Consider the following 18329-nt stretch of genomic DNA (forward strand, 5'->3'; position numbering starts at 1 on the left):
AAAACTTCTGTGAGTTTTTCTTAAGCTTTCATACAAACTTTAAACATTTCTCAATATAGTTACTCTTGGCAGATATGGCAGTTTTGTTGGTGGATAAACCATTGAGAGAAGAGATACAGCAACACTGGCTCATAATTTCTTCAAGGAAGGTGAAATATTTGTGGGATACTCTTATGATACTAGCTGGAAAATTATAAACTAGTTCAGGAAATTTTGGATCGTAAATCACCCCAAAAATGTTTAGGTGTGACTAGGGTAGAGAATATATTACAATTGGCTTAATATGTGCATATTTAGAAAGTAATCGCCGAAGAGATTGTTAAACACATTGTTAAACACATTATTTATTACTGGTACTGATACCGACGCTGGCAAAACTGTTTTAACTACGGCTTTGGCGGCTTATTACCAAAAGTATTACCCCCAGAAAACTTGGGGAATAATGAAACCCATTCAGTCAGGTGTGGGCGATCGCGAATTATATCAAAAGTTATTTTCTTTACAGCAGTCATCGGAGGAAATTACCCCTTTATATTTTAACGCTCCTCTAGCCCCTCCCATCGCTGCCGCTAAGGAAAATCGCTCTGTGGATTTAGCTGTAGTATGGCAAGCTTTAACTCAATTGCGATCGCAGCGTGATTTTGTGCTGGTAGAGGCTTTAGGGGGTTTAGGTTCACCCATTACCGATGAGTTGACCGTGGCTGATTTAGCCGGTGATTGGCACTTACCTACAGTCTTAGTAGTACCAGTCAGACTAGGTGCGATCGCCCAAGCTGTGGCTAATGTAGCATTGGCTCGGCAATCAAAGGTAAATCTCAGAGGTATCATTCTTAACTGTGTGCAACCCCGGAATGAGGGGGAAATTGCTGATTTAACCCCGGCAGATTTAATTCAATCTTTAACTAATACCCCGGTTTTAGGTTGTTTACCTTACTTAGATAATCTAGCAGATTTAGAGCAACTTGCCTATGTAGCCTCAACTCTCCAGTGGGAAAGATTCGGGTAATTAGGAATTTTGATCTGAGAGGATGTTTGTCAAGTCATGATTAGTGTATCAACTATTGCTTGACCCCACCCTAACCCTCCCCTTGTAAGGCTATCCATTACCCGGATCTTTCTTAACATTCGTGAGAGCGATCGCTCGCAAACCCCCAAACCTTAATCCTCCGTTGATGATTCTCAATAAAATAAGGGTTTTATCAAGAATAATAAGGTACATTTTGTCAAGAGTAGGTAAATTTTCAAGCCTTGAAACCATTGCCACATAAATGTTTCAAGATTGTTAAGAAAGATGTGAGTAATGAATAGCCTTGTAAGGGGAGGGGACTGGATTTTATTGTTTCGGTGTGTCCCCCATTCCCTATTCCCTGTTCCCTGTTCCCTGTTCCCTAAGATAAAAATTACCTGTTGAAAACTTATCAAACATCCTCTGAGAGTTTCTAGTTTTATGCAAGTTGAACTTTTTAACCAAGAGTACACTGGGAAAATATCTTCATTTAACCTTACTCAAACGACCTGGACTTGATTAATTATGGTTTCCAGTTTTCCCCATTCTGCTGTTGATTTATCTGCTGTTCGTCTAGAAATTCGCGCCTTGGAACCCCAACTAGTAGAATGGCGCAGACAACTACATCAAAAACCAGAGTTGGGATTTCAAGAACGACTCACAGCACAGTTAGTTTCTCGCAAGTTGCAAGCATGGGGGATTGACCATGAGACAGGTATAGCGGAAACTGGTATTGTAGCCATAATTCAGGGTAATAAACCCGGTGGTGAGAAAGTATTAGCCATTCGTGCTGATATGGACGCTTTACCCATTCAAGAACTAAATGATGTCAGCTATAAATCCCAACATGACGGCGTGATGCACGCTTGCGGACATGATGGACATACGGCGATCGCCCTAGGTACAGCTTACCACTTACACAAGCACCGTCACAACTTGAGTGGCACTGTCAAAATCATCTTTCAACCTGCGGAAGAAGGCCCGGGGGGCGCAAAACCGATGATTAAACAGGGAGTACTCAAAAACCCCGATGTAGATGCCATCATTGGCCTGCACCTATGGAATAATTTACCATTAGGTACAGTAGGAGTGCGCCCAGGGGCGTTAATGGCATCTGTAGAATGTTTTAATTGTACCATTTTAGGTCAGGGTGGACATGGTGCCATGCCCCATCAAACCATTGATTCTATCGTCGTGGCGGCCCAAGTTGTCAATGCCCTGCAAACCATTGTCGCCCGGAACGTCAACCCCATAGATTCCGCCGTAGTTACAGTGGGAGAACTTCACGCCGGGACAAAACTTAATGTAATTGCTGATACCGCCCGCATGAGTGGTACTATCAGGTATTTTAACCCAGATTTAGCCGGATTCTTTCACCAGCGAGTTGAGTCAATCATTGCCGGGGTTTGCCAAAGTCACGGGGCAAAATATGATTTAGAATACTGGAATCTTTACCCCCCCGTGATTAATGATGCTCATATGGCGGAACTAGTCAGGTCAGTAGCTGCAGCGGTGGTAGAAACCCCTTTAGGTATTGTCCCCACCTGTCAAACTATGGGGGGTGAGGATATGTCATTCTTTTTACAAGAAGTTCCTGGCTGTTATTTCTTCCTGGGTGCTGCTAACCCCCAGAAAAATCTGGCTTATCCCCATCATCATCCCCGATTTGATTTTGATGAAACAGCCTTAGCCATGGGTGTAGAAATATTTGTGCGTTGTGTGGAGAAATTTTTTGACCGATGACTAATATTGCTCCTTGGCGCAGTGCGATCGCCCGTGGACTGCATGGAATAGATGACCAGGGTATCCGCGAATGACTGTGATATTTCTGCGCTGGGGACTCTGGGTGATTTCGGTGGTAGTGCGATCGCTGATCGGGGGCTTACAAGGGTAGGTTTTTTACATTGTCGTGAGGGTAAGACTTGGTGGACAAGGAGACAAAGGAGGAAAACAGTACAAAGTCTGTTGACGGTTGAGTATTCTAGATAACCCACTAGTCCCCTTGCAGTGGGCTTTACTATGAGACTCTTAATTTATTCCCTGGCTTCCTAAAAAATCTATCTAAAGATAGATGACAAAATTACCTAAATAATATTACTGATGCCACAAGATAAAAAAATGCACTTTTAAACTGAAGGTAAGTTGATTATGGTATTCTTGGATTGTGATTGAATCAATATTTGGGCTAGGAAAAAGAATGTTTTAAAATTTACGAATACACGCCTTATGTGAATTATAAATGCCCAAGCTATAGCAAGGGTTTCAGGCTGTGGTTTAGCCAAGGTGTTTAACCATGCTGACGTATTTACGACTTTCCAGACTCCAAATCACATAAGCCGTATATCTAGCATAGATATACATCATTAGATTGTTTTATACTTCAAAAGACAGCTTTTTAAATTAGGAGACTACAAGAATGTGGAATGGCTATAGAGGTTTTATACTGTGTTTAGTAATTGGCTGTCTACTTTTTATAACCTTGGATTTGATAATTGTTACTGAAAGTGCCAGTGCTTACCGCATGATAGATATCCGAGATTACAATGGAAACGTTACAACTTGGGGGTGGTGGTTAGTTAATATTTTTGCGCCATTCTTTATAACATTTGAACTGATCAAGATAGTTGTGGGAATAATATGCCTACCTTTAGCATTATTTGGTATGGAGTTTGGCTTTGACCTTTTGGCAGGTGCTTGGTCAAATATTACGGTTATGTGGCCTGGACTACTTATATGGGGTTTAGGTAGTATTAAGTAGCTAGTTTGTGACATAAGACATCACTCATTACTTAGCCGCTCAATAATCCGGGGTAAATCGTTCAATGATAACCCTCAAATGACGTAAAATTGTTCCCAAACAGGTAGTCCGCCCCCATTTATTGAGCGGATACAACATTACTCATAGGCTGAATAATATGGATAATTGGACAACTGAGCGAGTCATAAAAGCTGGTAGAATTGCTATTTGGATTGCTATAATCAGCTTTTTGATACCTTTTGGTAGAGGATTGGTTGATGGTTTTTTACTGGAAAGTAAATTAATTAACCAGTTGGAATATAAAAGGCGTACTGATAATATAACTATATTAGATGAATTGACAGGACTTGCGCTAATTTCATCTGTAGCCTTTGCATTTTCAGCAGCAGCAGAAGCAAATGGACGTACTAAAGAAAGTAGACTTGGAAAGCAAGAATTAGGTCGAAAATTTACATCGGATGAAATCCATCGTGCTACGAGTGCCTACTATGATAATCCAATGCTATTTCCTTGGTTTCATACTCTTATGATTCCTCAATGGGGAGTGAGATTTCATTTACAGCAGGGTTGGACAGGTATACCAAGAGAAATCTTAGAAAAACCTACGAATATTGAAACAAGAGAACACTAATTTAAGAGGATGTTTTAAAAGTGGGGGGGGTGTTGTAAGAGGATGTTTTAAAAGTCTCTCATGATGTATCAAATATTTTCATACTCTAAGGCTGCATTACAACTCTAATGAACTCACCTTCCAAAATTCAGATAACTTTTTCACTAATGGTCAATTCGTTGACTTAGAGAACTTAGCTGATACCAGAGACCTTGACAACAACCCCGAAACCGATCGCTATATTCAATTTGGGTATGCTGACTTTGCAGGGAAATGGCCTAACCAACCCCTACCGTTAAAATTAGGAGACTTCAACTTTACCACCAGTGGGGACTTTGAAGGAACTCAACTTAAAGTGACTTCCGATAATTTAGCTCCTGGTTATAGCCTAGAAAGTCAATCAATCACGGTGAATACAGCAGTCAGTGGACTCGCTGCGGATATTGATGGTAATGGTAGGGTGACCGGTGCTGATTTACTATTCATTGACCAATATCTGCTATTACGGAATAATCCTAATGTTGATGCGATTTTACAAAGCTCCTTATTTGTGCGTTGTGTGGAGAAATTTTTAAGCAATGAGTAATTAAGCAATGAGTAATATTGCTCCTTGGCGCAGTGCGATCGCCCGTGGACTGCATCACAATCGCAGCCTTGTATACTCTCGTTACTTCCAACTAGCCACAGTTAAAGAAAATGGTCGCCCTGCAAATCGTACCGTGGTTTTTCGTGGTTTTCTGGAAGATAGTAACCAGGTAAAATTAATTACTGATGGACGCAGTGACAAAATCAACCACATCAAACAACAACCCTGGGCAGAAATTTGTTGGTACTTCCCCAACACCAGGGAACAATTTCGCCTTTCTGGGTGCTTAAAGATAGTGGGAAGTGAGGATAATAATTCTATCCTCCAACAAGCCCGGATGAAAACTTGGCAACAATTAAGCGATGGGGCGCGGTTACAATTTGCTTGGCCTCATCCGGGTAAACCGAGGGTAGGTCAACCGGAGGCCTTTGACCCCCCAGCACCTCATCCCACCCAACCAGTAGGGAATTTTTGCCTACTACTACTTGAACCTGTGGAAGTAGAGCATTTACAATTGCGTGGGGAACCACAAAACCGGCGAATTTACCGCCTAGATGCACAGCAAAACTGGTTAGTTGAAGAACTTAACCCTTAGAGGATGTTTGATAAGTCATGATTAGTGTATCAACTATTGTTTCACCCCACCCTCTCCTTGCAAGGGTAGGTTTTTAATATGATCTGTGAAGGCAAGACTAGGAAGACAAGGAAGGAAAGTGGACAAGGAAGATTTTATACGGACAATGGTCTTTTAAGGGGCTATTTTTCTTACTAAAAATACAGACTTTGTACTGTTTTTCTCCCTTGTCACCTTGTCCACCTTGTCCACCTTGTCTTGTCCTTGTACGGGGAGGGGACTGGATTTTATTGTTTCGGTGTGTCCCCCATTCCCTGTTCCCTGTTCCCTGTTCCCTGTTCCCTAAGATAAAAATTACCTGTTTAATACTTTCCAAACATCCTCTTAGATTCCGGCACCATCGAGAAATTGCTGGATTTCCTTATCTCTGAGGCTACACAAGGGCGCATCGGGGGGTAACTCATCTGCATGGGAGAGCACAGAAACCGCCAAAACATGGTTTTTTGTGGTAGATTGACTCTCTTTGAGGTTTTGGATTTCCGTTTCTAATGATGAAATCCGATCTACCAAGGCGCGAATTACTTGGGCTTCCGAGTCTGGTAAGTTGTTATGTTCTAGGGGAGCAACTCGCGCCCCGGAACGATAAACAATGCGACCAGGTACCCCCACCACTGTGCAATCACTAGGAACATCCCTAAGAACCACTGAACCCGCACCAATGCGGACATTATTACCAATTTGGATATTTCCTAATACTTTGGCTCCTGCGCCCACTACCACATTTTCCCCTAGGGTGGGGTGGCGTTTACCTGTTTGTTTACCAGTTCCTCCCAAGGTGACACCTTGATAAATTAGGGCATAATCCCCGATTATAGCTGTTTCACCAATCACAACCCCCATACCGTGGTCAATAAACACACCTTGGCCAATTGTCGCCCCTGGGTGTATTTCCACTCCTGTGAAAAACCTACCGATATGGGAAATCAACCGGGGTAAAAAGGGAACACCAATATTATGCAGCCAGTGAGCCAGGCGATGGAATATTAGGGCTTGCAAACCTGGGTAGCAAAACAGGACCTCTAGCCAGTTACGGGCGGCTGGGTCACGTTCAAAGATGATGCCAAAATCAGCGCGTAGTCTAGATAGCACGATGTAGTACCGATGCAAAAATGTTAACAATTGCTGGCGTTTTTTTCTTGCTTCATTCTGGAAATGTGGGGGCTAACCAGTCCACAAGTTCAACGACTAATCTAGCCGCTATGATATACCTAACTTCCCACTTGCAGGCCTTACCGATCCTGTGTTGAGGTTGCTGCTCTCCCTGGGGAGGTGGAGGGTAGACCCCCAACAGCAACTATTAAACCCAGAATATAAAGCTAATCATAACATATTTGAACAGACGTTAATCCAAAAATCGCAATAATACCCCGGTTTTGAGTAATCCTTTCTCTTGACTGTAACTACTGATAGTCAGCGATCGCAGCTTTTGCCAAAAAGATTGACCTACTATTTCCACTAACTGCAAAGTGGGTAATTGACGCTCTAGGAGGGTGCGGCTTTGAGTCCAATCCAGATATACATACCCTTGATTGGGTTGGGGGAGGGCGTTAATACTATCTTGGAAATAGCGATCGCCAACTATAGGACTGTTCTGATTTGTGATTAATGGGGCTAAGGTTTCCCAACTAGAGGCAAAAATTTCATAATTCCCCACATTGGTATGTACACCCCGTACTTCAGCCTCAATATTAAATGATGGGCGTTCTAGGGTATGGGTTTGTGCTGCAGTTAGCTCAGTCCAAGCAAAGACAGTGTTTTGATTCCAGTTAAAAGAACTCACACTCAGCCCATCTGCGGCGGCGATGCTATCTAAACGAGCAATACCCCCTGGGACATCCTCTAATTTTTCCACCACAAACACCCAATCAACCCCCCTTCCGGGATGGGGTAAAACAGCTAAAGCATATTCTCCTTTTACCCAACTAAAAATCTCCTGAGTCTTCACCCCCAGATTTTCCCATGGTTTGAGCCAGCTAGAAATAGCATCTGTCCCGGAACCAGACGCTTGTTTCCACAGTTGACCTAAATCACTGTTGGGCAAATTATTTAAATGGGTACCAGAAACCACCAAACCAGCCCCCTGGGGTATATATGCTAACGCCCCCACATTTTGACTCAGGGGGGGAGAAACCGGGATAATTTCCGAGTTAGTCAGGAAATTACTTTCTGCTAACAGTCCTTGGGGATGTAAAGACAAACAAATAAATTGACTATCAAAGGTGACTGTAGGTAATTCTAAACCTTGCCATGCAGCCACGGCGGGAAGATTGACAAAAGCAACAGCCACGGAGCTTTTAGGTAGCTGTTGCAGCGCTCTTTGGTACTGGGAGGAGCTGGACAAATTCACATCGGGAGCTTGGACATTATTAATTGCGTCTCGTAGCACCTTGGGATGATTAGCAAACAAAACAAAGTCACCCACCACCGCAGCTGACAAAGAAGTATGGAGCTGGTAACCAGAGTCAGATAGCAGCTTTACCCCTGCATATTTCTCTACTTCCAAGTTAGCCCCAGCCAATACCCGGCGAGAAAATAATAACTCTACAAACTCCCGGCTGATTTCTGGTTTCTTGGTTGCTAGGGCCATCAAATACCCTGGTTGCTCTCCGTTTTCTGGGTCGCGGTCAATATCCGTACTGGTGACTGCGAGGGTAATTTCCTTACCTAGCCAGGGTTTAATATCTTGTTTGTAATCTAGGTCTGTCTCAGCTAATAAACTGGTTTTGAGTTGGGATAATTCTTTTTGATTCTCCCACAGTAGTACAGGATTATTCAGTAAAGACACCATCACCGGCGCTACTTTGGAGACGAATATAGCAGCCTGGGGTTGAGAGATAGAACTGGCAAGGTTAACAGGTTTCTTGGCGAAAAACCAGTAAAATAACCCCACAGCTATGATTACCAGGGCGATCGCCCCAGCTACCAAAAAACCAAAGGATGAGCGTTGGCTATTGACATTAGACATATTGACAGTGCTTTTATTGGTGTAACTTGGTTTTACTACTCCCAGGGGAATAGATGCTGATGCCAGGAAAAAGATTTTCTGTCACCATAAAGGGTATAGGTTGTTTACAAAAATCTCATGACAGGGAATCCTTCTGGTCAACTCATTACTCAAATTAGTGTAGAGGAACTAGCGCAACGTCTATCTGCAGGTGATGCAAGTATTCAGTTAATAGATGTGCGCGAACCCCAAGAAATAGCAACTGCTAGTATTGAGGGGTTTGTCAATCTCCCCTTAAGCGAATTTGGGGAATGGGCCGACCAAATCACCACTATGTTTAATCCCGAAGGGGAAACCCTTGTGTTATGTCACCACGGTATTCGCTCCGCCCAGATGTCCCAGTGGCTAGTTGCTCAAGGTTTTACCAATGTTAGAAATATAACAGGTGGTATAGATGCCTACTCTATCTTAGTTGATTCTTCTATTCCTCAATATTAACATATTTACAGATGGCATTGCCTAGGTGCAACTGATGATCACATCCGAGCAATGCTATTCTGAAGATCATACCGTCTGAGATGTGACTAATTATGCATACATATGGCTTTTGGGTAAAAGTAATTTATACTACATATTCTCCCAAAGCGAGATGCAATAATACCTAAATAATAAAGTGCAAAATAAACTGAACTAATTAAATATTCTGCTACATTAATTAACTATTATTCCGATTTTTTGCTTTTAAAACCCTTTTTTTTTCCACTTTAATTAAATCTGCCTTCAGCCAAATATACCTTATGCAAGTCCAGTTAACCAATCGACAACAGCATATACTTTGGGCAACAGTACGTCATTACATCGCCACTGCGGAGCCTGTAGGTTCAAAAGCCTTGGTTGATGAATATGACCTGGGTGTGAGTTCAGCGACAATTCGTAATGTCATGGGTGTGTTAGAAAAATCGGGATTACTTTATCAACCACACACCTCCGCTGGGCGCATACCCTCAGATTCCGGCTATCGTATCTATGTTGACCAGTTAATTATACCTTCTCTAGGATATACTACCCGCACAGAACTGGTAGCCAAGGAGGTAGAACAAGCTCTACAAAATCGCCTCCATTGGGAAGATTGGAGCTTGGAAGCCATATTACAAGGTGCAGCGCAAATTTTAGCCACGGTCAGCGGCTGCATTAGCTTAATTACTATGCCCCAAACTACCACAGCAATTGTGCGCCATTTGCAATTAGTGCAAATTGAAGCTCACAAGATTATGCTGATTATGGTCACCGATGCCTATGAAACCCATTCTAAACTGATCAACCTATCCCCCGCCGAGGAAGAGACAAAACTTGACCCAGAGAAAATAGATCATGAGTTGCAGATAGTCTCTAATTTTCTCAATTCCCACTTGCGGGGGCGCAGTCTGTCGGAATTACCTTCCCTACAGTGGACTGAGTTAGATCAGGAGTTCCAACGTTATGGCGAATTTTTGCAAAGTTCAGTCACAGACTTGACTCGCAGCCATATGACACCAACTACAACCCAAATTATGATCAGGGGTGTAGCGGAAGTTTTGCGTCAGCCGGAATTTTCTCAATTACAGCAAGTACAAACCATTATCCACTTGCTCGAAGAAGAACAAGAGCAACTGTGGCCGTTGATCTTTGCTGAACCGGAAACCCAAGAGATAGGTAAGTCTAAGGTCACAGTTCGCATTGGTACAGAAAACCCCCTGGAGCCTATGCGCACCTGTACTTTAATTTCTTCTACCTATCGCCGGGGTATGCTACCTGTAGGAAGTGTGGGAGTATTAGGACCTACACGCCTGGATTATGAAAGTGCGATCGCCGTTGTAGCTGCTGCTGCTGACTACCTTTCAGACGCTTTTAGTTAAGTTGGTATACAAGAAGATGCTCAGAAAAATTGGTTTTGGTTTACTATGGCTGGGATTTCTCAGCTATGCTTTTATTTTTGCTCCCCCAGATCAACCTGATACTTGGGAGTTAATTCAAAGGCTTTCCCTGGGAAAATGGCAAGATATTAACCCCCTAGTCATAGCATTATTTAACCTCATGGGCATCTGGCCTGTAATTTACAGTGCAGTACTGTTAAGTGATGGTACAGGGCAAAAAATCCGCGCTTGGCCTTTTGCAGTCGCTTCTTTTGCTGTTGGGGCTTTTGCTGTTTTACCTTACTTAGCTTTACGCTCACCAAATCAGGTGTTTTCTGGTAAAAAGACTCTCTTACTCAAGTTGCTAGATTCCCCTGTGACTGGTGTGATTTTAACTATAGTCGTGGTGATTCTCCTCGCCTATGGTTACACAGGGGATGTTGCAAATTTTATACAGCATTTCCAAAGCAGCCGTTTCATTCATGTGATGAGTTTAGATTTCTGTCTACTTTGTCTGTTATTTCCCACATTACTGGGGGATGATATGGCGCGTCGGGGTGTGAAAAATCAGGGTTTTTTCTGGTTAATAGCTTTAATTCCTTTATTGGGCCCCTTAATTTATTTATCTGTGCGTCCGCCGTTACCGGAATTAAATACCTGATAAATTTGAGGTAGTTGCCACCAAGGAACATGGGGGTATTCGTGATGTTCGTAATGGTAACCAAAATGGTAGCAAGTGATAAATGACCACCAAATAGGACGGCTAATAGTCTGGGAACGATGAGGGTCTTGATAACCTTCTACTGGTTCACTATGGGGTAGAAAGGTGCCAAAATAGAATAATTGTAGGGAACTTAAAATTGAGGGAATTACCCAAAAATAATTGAGGTTATCCTCTGGCAGATGTCCGAGATATTTTCCTAAGTTATAAATAATCATTAATGTGATTATTTGCCACCAACTCCAGTAACCTTTCATGAAGTATAAATACCAAGCTAAGAAGTTTTTATATTTACCATTATGAAAATCTGGATCTTTGGCTGTGGCTGGATTATGGTGATGTAACCAGTGCTTTTTTAATAGTTTGGGATAGGATAACAGTCCATACAGAAATAGGCACAATGAACCTATGAAATGGTTGATTTTGAGATTTTTGGGAAAAACTACCCCATGCATGGCATCATGGGCTGTAATAAATAATCCTGTGTATAAAAATGTTTGCCAAAGTATAATCGGCAATAGGAGCCAAATTTTCCACTGGGAGATGTCAATATAAAGTAACACACCCAGACTGATAGCCCATATAGTCATAATCNCTTTTCAGGTGCTTACTATCTTTTGCTGCTTCTAATATAATTTGTGTAGCATTAATATTGCGCTCAGTGTAAGCACGAAACCCATTACCCCAACTTGCTCGCACCCCCGCTTGGGCAGCTTGATGGTAAACTATATCTACATCTTCTAGCAGTGTCTGCCAATCCAAAACCTGAATATCTCTCTCAATTAAAGTAAAAGCAGGATGATTTTGGAAATTGGCGATGTTCTTCCGCTTCAGTTCAGGACTGTAGTAATCATTGAACTCGTCTACTCCAATAACTTGCTGTCCTTGATTTAAAAGAGTTTCTACAAGATGAGAACCGATGAATCCGGCGGCTCCGGTAACGATATTTTTAGTCATGAGATAATTTAGTATAGGGTGTATATCTGAAGATGACATTTTCCCTCCCCTTTGTAAGGGGAGGGGACTGGATTTTATTGTTTCGGTGTGTCCCCCATTCCCTGTTCCCTGTTCCCTGTTCCCTGTTCCCTAAGATAAAAATTACCTGTTTAATACTTTCCAAACATCCTCTTAGATTCCGGCACCATCGAGAAATTGCTGGATTTCCTTATCTCTGAGGCTACACAAGGGCGCATCGGGGGGTAACTCATCTGCATGGGAGAGCACAGAAACCGCCAAAACATGGTTTTTTGTGGTAGATTGACTCTCTTTGAGGTTTTGGATTTCCGTTTCTAATGATGAAATCCGATCTACCAAGGCGCGAATTACTTGGGCTTCCGAGTCTGGTAAGTTGTTATGTTCTAGGGGAGCAACTCGCGCCCCGGAACGATAAACAATGCGACCAGGTACCCCCACCACTGTGCAATCACTAGGAACATCCCTAAGAACCACTGAACCCGCACCAATGCGGACATTATTACCAATTTGGATATTTCCTAATACTTTGGCTCCTGCGCCCACTACCACATTTTCCCCTAGGGTGGGGTGGCGTTTACCTGTTTGTTTACCAGTTCCTCCCAAGGTGACACCTTGATAAATTAGGGCATAATCCCCGATTATAGCTGTTTCACCAATCACAACCCCCATACCGTGGTCAATAAACACACCTTGGCCAATTGTCGCCCCTGGGTGTATTTCCACTCCTGTGAAAAACCTACCGATATGGGAAATCAACCGGGGTAAAAAGGGAACACCAATATTATGCAGCCAGTGAGCCAGGCGATGGAATATTAGGGCTTGCAAACCTGGGTAGCAAAACAGGACCTCTAGCCAGTTACGGGCGGCTGGGTCACGTTCAAAGATGATGCCAAAATCAGCGCGTAGTCTAGATAGCACGATGTAGTACCGATGCAAAAATGTTAACAATTGCTGGCGTTTTTTTCTTGCTTCATTCTGGAAATGTGGGGGCTAACCAGTCCACAAGTTCAACGACTAATCTAGCCGCTATGATATACCTAACTTCCCACTTGCAGGCCTTACCGATCCTGTGTTGAGGTTGCTGCTCTCCCTGGGGAGGTGGAGGGTAGACCCCCAACAGCAACTATTAAACCCAGAATATAAAGCTAATCATAACATATTTGAACAGACGTTAATCCAAAAATCGCAATAATACCCCGGTTTTGAGTAATCCTTTCTCTTGACTGTAACTACTGATAGTCAGCGATCGCAGCTTTTGCCAAAAAGATTGACCTACTATTTCCACTAACTGCAAAGTGGGTAATTGACGCTCTAGGAGGGTGCGGCTTTGAGTCCAATCCAGATATACATACCCTTGATTGGGTTGGGGGAGGGCGTTAATACTATCTTGGAAATAGCGATCGCCAACTATAGGACTGTTCTGATTTGTGATTAATGGGGCTAAGGTTTCCCAACTAGAGGCAAAAATTTCATAATTCCCCACATTGGTATGTACACCCCGTACTTCAGCCTCAATATTAAATGATGGGCGTTCTAGGGTATGGGTTTGTGCTGCAGTTAGCTCAGTCCAAGCAAAGACAGTGTTTTGATTCCAGTTAAAAGAACTCACACTCAGCCCATCTGCGGCGGCGATGCTATCTAAACGAGCAATACCCCCTGGGACATCCTCTAATTTTTCCACCACAAACACCCAATCAACCCCCCTTCCGGGATGGGGTAAAACAGCTAAAGCATATTCTCCTTTTACCCAACTAAAAATCTCCTGAGTCTTCACCCCCAGATTTTCCCATGGTTTGAGCCAGCTAGAAATAGCATCTGTCCCGGAACCAGACGCTTGTTTCCACAGTTGACCTAAATCACTGTTGGGCAAATTATTTAAATGGGTACCAGAAACCACCAAACCAGCCCCCTGGGGTATATATGCTAACGCCCCCACATTTTGACTCAGGGGGGGAGAAACCGGGATAATTTCCGAGTTAGTCAGGAAATTACTTTCTGCTAACAGTCCTTGGGGATGTAAAGACAAACAAATAAATTGACTATCAAAGGTGACTGTAGGTAATTCTAAACCTTGCCATGCAGCCACGGCGGGAAGATTGACAAAAGCAACAGCCACGGAGCTTTTAGGTAGCTGTTGCAGCGCTCTTTGGTACTGGGAGGAGCTGGACAAATTCACATCGGGAGCTTGGACATTATTAATTGCGTCTCGTAGCACCTTGGGATGATTAGCAAACAAAACAAAGTCACCCACCACCGCAGCTGACAAAGAAGTATGGAGCTGGTAACCAGAGTCAGATAGCAGCTTTACCCCTGCATATTTCTCTACTTCCAAGTTAGCCCCAGCCAATACCCGGCGAGAAAATAATAACTCTACAAACTCCCGGCTGATTTCTGGTTTCTTGGTTGCTAGGGCCATCAAATACCCTGGTTGCTCTCCGTTTTCTGGGTCGCGGTCAATATCCGTACTGGTGACTGCGAGGGTAATTTCCTTACCTAGCCAGGGTTTAATATCTTGTTTGTAATCTAGGTCTGTCTCAGCTAATAAACTGGTTTTGAGTTGGGATAATTCTTTTTGATTCTCCCACAGTAGTACAGGATTATTCAGTAAAGACACCATCACCGGCGCTACTTTGGAGACGAATATAGCAGCCTGGGGTTGAGAGATAGAACTGGCAAGGTTAACAGGTTTCTTGGCGAAAAACCAGTAAAATAACCCCACAGCTATGATTACCAGGGCGATCGCCCCAGCTACCAAAAAACCAAAGGATGAGCGTTGGCTATTGACATTAGACATATTGACAGTGCTTTTATTGGTGTAACTTGGTTTTACTACTCCCAGGGGAATAGATGCTGATGCCAGGAAAAAGATTTTCTGTCACCATAAAGGGTATAGGTTGTTTACAAAAATCTCATGACAGGGAATCCTTCTGGTCAACTCATTACTCAAATTAGTGTAGAGGAACTAGCGCAACGTCTATCTGCAGGTGATGCAAGTATTCAGTTAATAGATGTGCGCGAACCCCAAGAAATAGCAACTGCTAGTATTGAGGGGTTTGTCAATCTCCCCTTAAGCGAATTTGGGGAATGGGCCGACCAAATCACCACTATGTTTAATCCCGAAGGGGAAACCCTTGTGTTATGTCACCACGGTATTCGCTCCGCCCAGATGTCCCAGTGGCTAGTTGCTCAAGGTTTTACCAATGTTAGAAATATAACAGGTGGTATAGATGCCTACTCTATCTTAGTTGATTCTTCTATTCCTCAATATTAACATATTTACAGATGGCATTGCCTAGGTGCAACTGATGATCACATCCGAGCAATGCTATTCTGAAGATCATACCGTCTGAGATGTGACTAATTATGCATACATATGGCTTTTGGGTAAAAGTAATTTATACTACATATTCTCCCAAAGCGAGATGCAATAATACCTAAATAATAAAGTGCAAAATAAACTGAACTAATTAAATATTCTGCTACATTAATTAACTATTATTCCGATTTTTTGCTTTTAAAACCCTTTTTTTTTCCACTTTAATTAAATCTGCCTTCAGCCAAATATACCTTATGCAAGTCCAGTTAACCAATCGACAACAGCATATACTTTGGGCAACAGTACGTCATTACATCGCCACTGCGGAGCCTGTAGGTTCAAAAGCCTTGGTTGATGAATATGACCTGGGTGTGAGTTCAGCGACAATTCGTAATGTCATGGGTGTGTTAGAAAAATCGGGATTACTTTATCAACCACACACCTCCGCTGGGCGCATACCCTCAGATTCCGGCTATCGTATCTATGTTGACCAGTTAATTATACCTTCTCTAGGATATACTACCCGCACAGAACTGGTAGCCAAGGAGGTAGAACAAGCTCTACAAAATCGCCTCCATTGGGAAGATTGGAGCTTGGAAGCCATATTACAAGGTGCAGCGCAAATTTTAGCCACGGTCAGCGGCTGCATTAGCTTAATTACTATGCCCCAAACTACCACAGCAATTGTGCGCCATTTGCAATTAGTGCAAATTGAAGCTCACAAGATTATGCTGATTATGGTCACCGATGCCTATGAAACCCATTCTAAACTGATCAACCTATCCCCCGCCGAGGAAGAGACAAAACTTGACCCAGAGAAAATAGATCATGAGTTGCAGATAGTCTCTAATTTTCTCAATTCCCACTTGCGGGGGCGCAGTCTGTCGGAATTACCTTCCCTACAGTGGACTGAGTTAGATCAGGAGTTCCAACGTTATGGCGAATTTTTGCAAAGTTCAGTCACAGACTTGACTCGCAGCCATATGACACCAACTACAACCCAAATTATGATCAGGGGTGTAGCGGAAGTTTTGCGTCAGCCGGAATTTTCTCAATTACAGCAAGTACAAACCATTATCCACTTGCTCGAAGAAGAACAAGAGCAACTGTGGCCGTTGATCTTTGCTGAACCGGAAACCCAAGAGATAGGTAAGTCTAAGGTCACAGTTCGCATTGGTACAGAAAACCCCCTGGAGCCTATGCGCACCTGTACTTTAATTTCTTCTACCTATCGCCGGGGTATGCTACCTGTAGGAAGTGTGGGAGTATTAGGACCTACACGCCTGGATTATGAAAGTGCGATCGCCGTTGTAGCTGCTGCTGCTGACTACCTTTCAGACGCTTTTAGTTAAGTTGGTATACAAGAAGATGCTCAGAAAAATTGGTTTTGGTTTACTATGGCTGGGATTTCTCAGCTATGCTTTTATTTTTGCTCCCCCAGATCAACCTGATACTTGGGAGTTAATTCAAAGGCTTTCCCTGGGAAAATGGCAAGATATTAACCCCCTAGTCATAGCATTATTTAACCTCATGGGCATCTGGCCTGTAATTTACAGTGCAGTACTGTTAAGTGATGGTACAGGGCAAAAAATCCGCGCTTGGCCTTTTGCAGTCGCTTCTTTTGCTGTTGGGGCTTTTGCTGTTTTACCTTACTTAGCTTTACGCTCACCAAATCAGGTGTTTTCTGGTAAAAAGACTCTCTTACTCAAGTTGCTAGATTCCCCTGTGACTGGTGTGATTTTAACTATAGTCGTGGTGATTCTCCTCGCCTATGGTTACACAGGGGATGTTGCAAATTTTATACAGCATTTCCAAAGCAGCCGTTTCATTCATGTGATGAGTTTAGATTTCTGTCTACTTTGTCTGTTATTTCCCACATTACTGGGGGATGATATGGCGCGTCGGGGTGTGAAAAATCAGGGTTTTTTCTGGTTAATAGCTTTAATTCCTTTATTGGGCCCCTTAATTTATTTATCTGTGCGTCCGCCGTTACCGGAATTAAATACCTGATAAATTTGAGGTAGTTGCCACCAAGGAACATGGGGGTATTCGTGATGTTCGTAATGGTAACCAAAATGGTAGCAAGTGATAAATGACCACCAAATAGGACGGCTAATAGTCTGGGAACGATGAGGGTCTTGATAACCTTCTACTGGTTCACTATGGGGTAGAAAGGTGCCAAAATAGAATAATTGTAGGGAACTTAAAATTGAGGGAATTACCCAAAAATAATTGAGGTTATCCTCTGGCAGATGTCCGAGATATTTTCCTAAGTTATAAATAATCATTAATGTGATTATTTGCCACCAACTCCAGTAACCTTTCATGAAGTATAAATACCAAGCTAAGAAGTTTTTATATTTACCATTATGAAAATCTGGATCTTTGGCTGTGGCTGGATTATGGTGATGTAACCAGTGCTTTTTTAATAGTTTGGGATAGGATAACAGTCCATACAGAAATAGGCACAATGAACCTATGAAATGGTTGATTTTGAGATTTTTGGGAAAAACTACCCCATGCATGGCATCATGGGCTGTAATAAATAATCCTGTGTATAAAAATGTTTGCCAAAGTATAATCGGCAATAGGAGCCAAATTTTCCACTGGGAGATGTCAATATAAAGTAACACACCCAGACTGATAGCCCATATAGTCATAATCGCGATCGCCACGAAAATACCCCTAAATAGGAATTTACTGCTCACTGCTGCCGTGGTACTGATTTTTTTATCAGGTAATGGTAGTGGTTCTAACTGGAACACGCTTTTACTCCGCGTATAATTCATGTAGCCATGACAACAAGCAGTAACTGCTCGTATTTGGCAAGTCAACAGTATTAATATTTATGACATGTAGTAAATATGTTTAAATATTAAGATACCTT

General features: G+C 42.7%; 17 protein-coding genes and 2 pseudogenes. 12 read left to right on the forward strand and 7 right to left on the reverse strand.

Annotated features, from left to right (window positions below; translation table 11 throughout):
- Positions 1–328: 328 nt before the first annotated feature.
- The 6 genes from bioD to IM676_RS10030 all read left to right on the forward strand — a co-directional run bounded on the left by bioD (position 329) and on the right by IM676_RS10030 (position 5555).
- Positions 329–1006, forward strand: a complete 678-nt coding sequence (gene bioD, locus IM676_RS10005) for a dethiobiotin synthase (protein ID WP_200986786.1) — start codon at positions 329–331, stop codon at positions 1004–1006.
- A gap of 525 nt (positions 1007–1531) precedes the next feature.
- Complete coding sequence (locus IM676_RS10010; protein ID WP_200986787.1) at positions 1532–2749, forward strand: M20 family metallopeptidase; 1218 nt, start codon at positions 1532–1534, stop codon at positions 2747–2749.
- Positions 2750–3422: 673 nt separating this feature from the next.
- Positions 3423–3764, forward strand: a complete 342-nt coding sequence (locus tag IM676_RS10015; RefSeq protein WP_200986788.1) for a hypothetical protein — start codon at positions 3423–3425, stop codon at positions 3762–3764.
- A gap of 157 nt (positions 3765–3921) precedes the next feature.
- Positions 3922–4395 (forward strand): hypothetical protein, encoded by a 474-nt coding sequence (locus IM676_RS10020; RefSeq protein WP_200986789.1) that lies wholly within the window; start codon positions 3922–3924, stop codon positions 4393–4395.
- A 334-nt stretch (positions 4396–4729) separates the two neighbouring features.
- The gene (locus IM676_RS10025) at positions 4730–4960 is read left to right on the forward strand and encodes a dockerin type I domain-containing protein (protein WP_200986790.1); all 231 of its coding nucleotides are present in this window, start codon (positions 4730–4732) and stop codon (positions 4958–4960) included.
- Positions 4961–4967: 7 nt separating this feature from the next.
- Positions 4968–5555, forward strand: a complete 588-nt coding sequence (locus IM676_RS10030; protein ID WP_200986791.1) for an Npun_F5749 family FMN-dependent PPOX-type flavoprotein — start codon at positions 4968–4970, stop codon at positions 5553–5555.
- Positions 5556–5918: 363 nt separating this feature from the next.
- Here IM676_RS10030 and cysE (IM676_RS10035) read toward each other — a convergent pair whose 3' ends face one another.
- Both cysE (IM676_RS10035) and IM676_RS10040 read right to left on the reverse strand, forming a co-directional pair.
- Positions 5919–6683, reverse strand: a complete 765-nt coding sequence (gene cysE / locus IM676_RS10035; protein ID WP_200986792.1) for a serine O-acetyltransferase — start codon at positions 6681–6683, stop codon at positions 5919–5921.
- A gap of 253 nt (positions 6684–6936) precedes the next feature.
- Positions 6937–8559 (reverse strand): DUF3352 domain-containing protein, encoded by a 1623-nt coding sequence (locus tag IM676_RS10040; RefSeq protein WP_200986793.1) that lies wholly within the window; start codon positions 8557–8559, stop codon positions 6937–6939.
- A gap of 117 nt (positions 8560–8676) precedes the next feature.
- Between IM676_RS10040 and IM676_RS10045 the strand changes: the two genes are divergently transcribed.
- The 3 genes from IM676_RS10045 to IM676_RS10055 all read left to right on the forward strand — a co-directional run bounded on the left by IM676_RS10045 (position 8677) and on the right by IM676_RS10055 (position 11091).
- Positions 8677–9036, forward strand: a complete 360-nt coding sequence (locus tag IM676_RS10045) for a rhodanese-like domain-containing protein (RefSeq protein ID WP_200986794.1) — start codon at positions 8677–8679, stop codon at positions 9034–9036.
- A gap of 299 nt (positions 9037–9335) precedes the next feature.
- Entirely contained in the window at positions 9336–10433 is a 1098-nt protein-coding gene (gene hrcA, locus IM676_RS10050; protein WP_200986795.1) for a heat-inducible transcriptional repressor HrcA, read from the forward strand.
- A 16-nt stretch (positions 10434–10449) separates the two neighbouring features.
- A complete protein-coding gene (locus IM676_RS10055; RefSeq protein WP_200986796.1) occupies positions 10450–11091 on the forward strand; it encodes a DUF2834 domain-containing protein in 642 nt (213 codons plus the stop codon).
- On the opposite strand, the pseudogene crtW (IM676_RS10060) reads toward IM676_RS10055, so the two are convergent.
- From crtW (IM676_RS10060) to IM676_RS10075, 4 genes and pseudogenes are all read right to left on the reverse strand, one after another.
- A pseudogene (gene crtW / locus IM676_RS10060) lies at positions 11049–11744 on the reverse strand (beta-carotene ketolase CrtW); the annotation flags it as partial. The gene IM676_RS10055 and the pseudogene crtW (IM676_RS10060) sit on opposite strands and share 43 nt — an antisense overlap.
- A gap of 4 nt (positions 11745–11748) precedes the next feature.
- Positions 11749–12108 (reverse strand): annotated as a pseudogene (locus IM676_RS10065) (NAD-dependent epimerase/dehydratase family protein); the annotation flags it as partial.
- Positions 12109–12279: 171 nt separating this feature from the next.
- Complete coding sequence (gene cysE / locus IM676_RS10070) at positions 12280–13044, reverse strand: serine O-acetyltransferase (RefSeq protein ID WP_200986792.1); 765 nt, start codon at positions 13042–13044, stop codon at positions 12280–12282.
- A 253-nt stretch (positions 13045–13297) separates the two neighbouring features.
- Positions 13298–14920: a DUF3352 domain-containing protein gene (locus tag IM676_RS10075; protein WP_200986793.1), complete on the reverse strand. Its 1623-nt coding sequence runs from the start codon at positions 14918–14920 to the stop codon at positions 13298–13300.
- Between the two features lie 117 nt (positions 14921–15037).
- Between IM676_RS10075 and IM676_RS10080 the strand changes: the two genes are divergently transcribed.
- The 3 genes from IM676_RS10080 (at position 15038) to IM676_RS10090 (ending at position 17452) form a co-directional block, all read left to right on the forward strand.
- Entirely contained in the window at positions 15038–15397 is a 360-nt protein-coding gene (locus tag IM676_RS10080; RefSeq protein ID WP_200986794.1) for a rhodanese-like domain-containing protein, read from the forward strand.
- 299 nt (positions 15398–15696) lie between these two features.
- Positions 15697–16794 (forward strand): heat-inducible transcriptional repressor HrcA, encoded by a 1098-nt coding sequence (gene hrcA, locus IM676_RS10085; RefSeq protein ID WP_200986795.1) that lies wholly within the window; start codon positions 15697–15699, stop codon positions 16792–16794.
- A 16-nt stretch (positions 16795–16810) separates the two neighbouring features.
- The gene (locus IM676_RS10090; protein ID WP_200986796.1) at positions 16811–17452 is read left to right on the forward strand and encodes a DUF2834 domain-containing protein; all 642 of its coding nucleotides are present in this window, start codon (positions 16811–16813) and stop codon (positions 17450–17452) included.
- Here IM676_RS10090 and crtW (IM676_RS10095) read toward each other — a convergent pair.
- Positions 17410–18207 carry a beta-carotene ketolase CrtW gene (crtW, locus tag IM676_RS10095; protein ID WP_225880322.1) on the reverse strand — a complete coding sequence of 266 codons (798 nt, stop codon included), beginning with the start codon at positions 18205–18207 and terminating at the stop codon, positions 17410–17412. The genes IM676_RS10090 and crtW (IM676_RS10095) overlap by 43 nt on opposite strands.
- Positions 18208–18329 lie beyond the last annotated feature (122 nt).

This window comes from Anabaenopsis elenkinii CCIBt3563 (assembly GCF_015245355.1).
In the GTDB taxonomy this organism is placed as follows: domain Bacteria; phylum Cyanobacteriota; class Cyanobacteriia; order Cyanobacteriales; family Nostocaceae; genus Anabaenopsis; species Anabaenopsis elenkinii.

Excerpts from the sequence above, each read along its gene's own strand:
- IM676_RS10010 (WP_200986787.1), top strand. The coding sequence starts at position 1,532 with ATGGTTTCCAGTTTTCCCCATTCTGCTGTTGATTTATCTGCTGTTCGT.
- IM676_RS10015 (WP_200986788.1), top strand. The coding sequence starts at position 3,423 with ATGTGGAATGGCTATAGAGGTTTTATACTGTGTTTAGTAATTGGCTGT.
- IM676_RS10020 (WP_200986789.1), top strand. The coding sequence starts at position 3,922 with ATGGATAATTGGACAACTGAGCGAGTCATAAAAGCTGGTAGAATTGCT.
- IM676_RS10030 (WP_200986791.1), top strand. The coding sequence starts at position 4,968 with ATGAGTAATATTGCTCCTTGGCGCAGTGCGATCGCCCGTGGACTGCAT.
- IM676_RS10040 (WP_200986793.1), bottom strand. The coding sequence starts at position 8,559 with ATGTCTAATGTCAATAGCCAACGCTCATCCTTTGGTTTTTTGGTAGCT.
- IM676_RS10045 (WP_200986794.1), top strand. The coding sequence starts at position 8,677 with ATGACAGGGAATCCTTCTGGTCAACTCATTACTCAAATTAGTGTAGAG.
- hrcA (WP_200986795.1), top strand. The coding sequence starts at position 9,336 with ATGCAAGTCCAGTTAACCAATCGACAACAGCATATACTTTGGGCAACA.
- IM676_RS10055 (WP_200986796.1), top strand. The coding sequence starts at position 10,450 with ATGCTCAGAAAAATTGGTTTTGGTTTACTATGGCTGGGATTTCTCAGC.
- IM676_RS10075 (WP_200986793.1), bottom strand. The coding sequence starts at position 14,920 with ATGTCTAATGTCAATAGCCAACGCTCATCCTTTGGTTTTTTGGTAGCT.
- IM676_RS10080 (WP_200986794.1), top strand. The coding sequence starts at position 15,038 with ATGACAGGGAATCCTTCTGGTCAACTCATTACTCAAATTAGTGTAGAG.
- hrcA (WP_200986795.1), top strand. The coding sequence starts at position 15,697 with ATGCAAGTCCAGTTAACCAATCGACAACAGCATATACTTTGGGCAACA.
- IM676_RS10090 (WP_200986796.1), top strand. The coding sequence starts at position 16,811 with ATGCTCAGAAAAATTGGTTTTGGTTTACTATGGCTGGGATTTCTCAGC.